The following is a 2379-nucleotide window of genomic DNA, read 5'->3' as shown; positions in this document are numbered from 1 at the left end:
GTATTAAGTAAATGATCTATCTTGAAGCGGGGAAATAGCTTTAGTAGCACCGCTCTCGCGTCCTGCTACCGCTAAGGTACCTATATCCATATAGGCAAGGCAAAAATTTTGCTATTTAGTTGTTCTAAATGAGAAATTTTTAACGAAGCTAATATGCTATTTCACCCTTCAAATTGATTAGAGAATTAATTCAATTGGTATAAGTAGCAAAGTTTTTGGTCTGCCAATAGACATGTTGATACTTTTGTGCGAGCAGAATATGGTAGCTGTGTTATCGACAAAATTTTCTCGCCTAATAATAGAACACTTAAACGTTAAGTAAATTGCTATTAGGCATTTTGCCAACCAAAAGAAGCTCCACTATGATTACTTTAAATCAGGAAATCGGAGAGCGAAAGTGCTTCCAGTTTTAATTGTTGTTTCTTCCCTGACAGTACTTGCACCTGATGAGCTGTTTAAGACATTGCGGGTTATTCAAGATTTAAACATCTCTAACCCAGCACAAGCAACTCGAGCCTATGAAGCAGTATTACCCAAACTGCCAGTGCAGCCCTCAAAAGGTTTATATGAGCTACATCGAGCAGGCTTAGAGGCATCAATAAAATCAAATAATGTACGTAGAATAACTGAAATTGTGGAGCTATTTTCTGAAAGTGCTGATTGGCTTACCTATCTTCAGTCAGAGAAAGGGTTAATTGCAAACAATCTTGCGATTTATTATCGCCGCATTAATCAACCTGCTCTTGCTCAAATAAACTACGAATGTGCACTCAGGTACTCAACTCATGATCAAAGGCCCCGTATCGTTAATAATCTCGCGGTTTTATATCGAACGATGGGACAGTTAAAAGAAGCAATCAATATTTTAACACCAACATTGTCTGACGTTAAAGATGAGCAACTGGAAGCGGCACTTAACAATAACTTAGCCAATGTTTATTTTGATATGAGCAAATACCAACATGCTGCAAGACTATATAGACAAGCTTTTCTTTATCACCAAAAATCAGGGCAAGCATATGAGGCGAGTTATACCGGGTTAAATTTGTTAAACGTTTATTTGCTCGCAAATCAATGGAAAAACTATAGACGCTATAGGAATACAGTAAAAGCTCAGCTAAGTGCAGCAGAGGATAGAGAATTGTCGATTGTGTTTATGTGGCAGGAGTTAATTTTTCAAAAAAGTAGAAATGGTTTAAACCCAAAAGCAGAGCAAGTGGAGTTTCTCATGTCGACTTTACCCAAGTTGATCCAAAGTGACTACGGCAGCAACATGGAAAAATATGTTTATACACTACAGCTCCCAGAGTTGATAGCATCTTATAATACCTTGCTGTCCGAGCAGCAAAAAACATCACCTAATGTATCAACAGAGGCTCCACTGTTAGGCGTCGCGCTGTCCTGGTGTGAGAGCAATAACTCATAACAAAAACACGACTACCTCAGTAGAAAGCGGTACGGTTTTTATGCTGTGAGTGGTAGAGAAATGTAGCTAAGCAATACTGGCTAGTCAGCGCCTATGACTCAACTACCCCAGAGCCAAGTCAAAGGCTATGAAAAAATTGACGACTAGAATGTCCACGCAACGTGTACTTGAGGAACAGATTCGTTAGTGTCTGTACCAAGTTTGTTGCGCCAATACTGCCATTCAATACCTAACATCAACTGGCTGTTAGGCATGCCCATCGCGTAGCCGAGATCCCATTGCAGAATTGGCTGCGCGAGCAACCAGCCTTTTACGTCATTACCAAACTCGTTCTCTCGCTCGCCAATATATTCTACGTGACCTGTGAGGTAGAACTTTTGTTCGCCTATTGTGAAAGGGTAACCCCATGCAAGATCTATCATCCAGCTATCACTTTCCTTAGGTGCACCGCCATGGCTGACCCCTTGGCTATCGTCTTGATAGAGAGTAAAAGTAGAAGAGAAAAAGTTGAATCCTTCAAAATTCCAGTTCACTTTGACACCAGGTAAGTATTTCATCACCTTAGCGTCTCCAGCTGCATTGAAGCCCATTGTTAAGCTAACGTCAGCTATAGCATCAAAAGAAGACTTAAAGTCAGCAACCTTTGACATTGAGAAACTTGAATACCACTCTCCATAAAAGTCACCATCTTGGTAGCCATCAGAGAGATCATCTTTACTGTAATCGATAAAAAAGAAGTTGTCACCATAGCGATAACCTGAAGCATGTTGTAGCGAATAAACGGTTGTGGTTGCTTCATTTCTGCTAAAGGGGTTTTTAAAGTCGCCGTGGTTAACGTGTAGCTGTGTTGTGCTCCAATCAGCAGCATAGCTAAGTGAGCTAAAAGCGAGTGAGGATAAAGTAACGAGCGTATTGAGTTTCATTTATTATTAATTCGGATAACATTAAAAATG

General features: G+C 40.1%; 2 protein-coding genes. One reads left to right on the top strand and one right to left on the bottom strand.

Annotated features, from left to right (window positions below):
* Positions 1 to 397 precede the first annotated feature (397 nt).
* Positions 398 to 1426 (top strand): tetratricopeptide repeat protein, encoded by a 1029-nt coding sequence (locus L1D50_RS22680; protein WP_239966900.1) that lies wholly within the window; start codon positions 398 to 400, stop codon positions 1424 to 1426.
* 143 nt (positions 1427 to 1569) lie between these two features.
* Here the strand turns inward: L1D50_RS22680 and L1D50_RS22675 are convergent, their stop codons facing one another.
* Entirely contained in the window at positions 1570 to 2349 is a 780-nt protein-coding gene (locus tag L1D50_RS22675) for a nucleoside-binding protein (RefSeq protein ID WP_138524998.1), read from the bottom strand.
* Positions 2350 to 2379: the final 30 nt, after the last annotated feature.

It is taken from the genome of Pseudoalteromonas sp. Isolate6, assembly GCF_022398435.1.
Lineage (GTDB): Bacteria > Pseudomonadota > Gammaproteobacteria > Enterobacterales > Alteromonadaceae > Pseudoalteromonas > Pseudoalteromonas galatheae.
The sequence above is the reverse complement of the archived record's forward strand: the minus strand, read 5'-3'. Positions and strand labels throughout refer to the sequence as shown.

What these genes read in the sequence shown, in the direction of transcription:
- L1D50_RS22675 (WP_138524998.1), bottom strand. Translation starts at nt 2,349, where the DNA reads ATGAAACTCAATACGCTCGTTACTTTATCCTCACTCGCTTTTAGCTCA.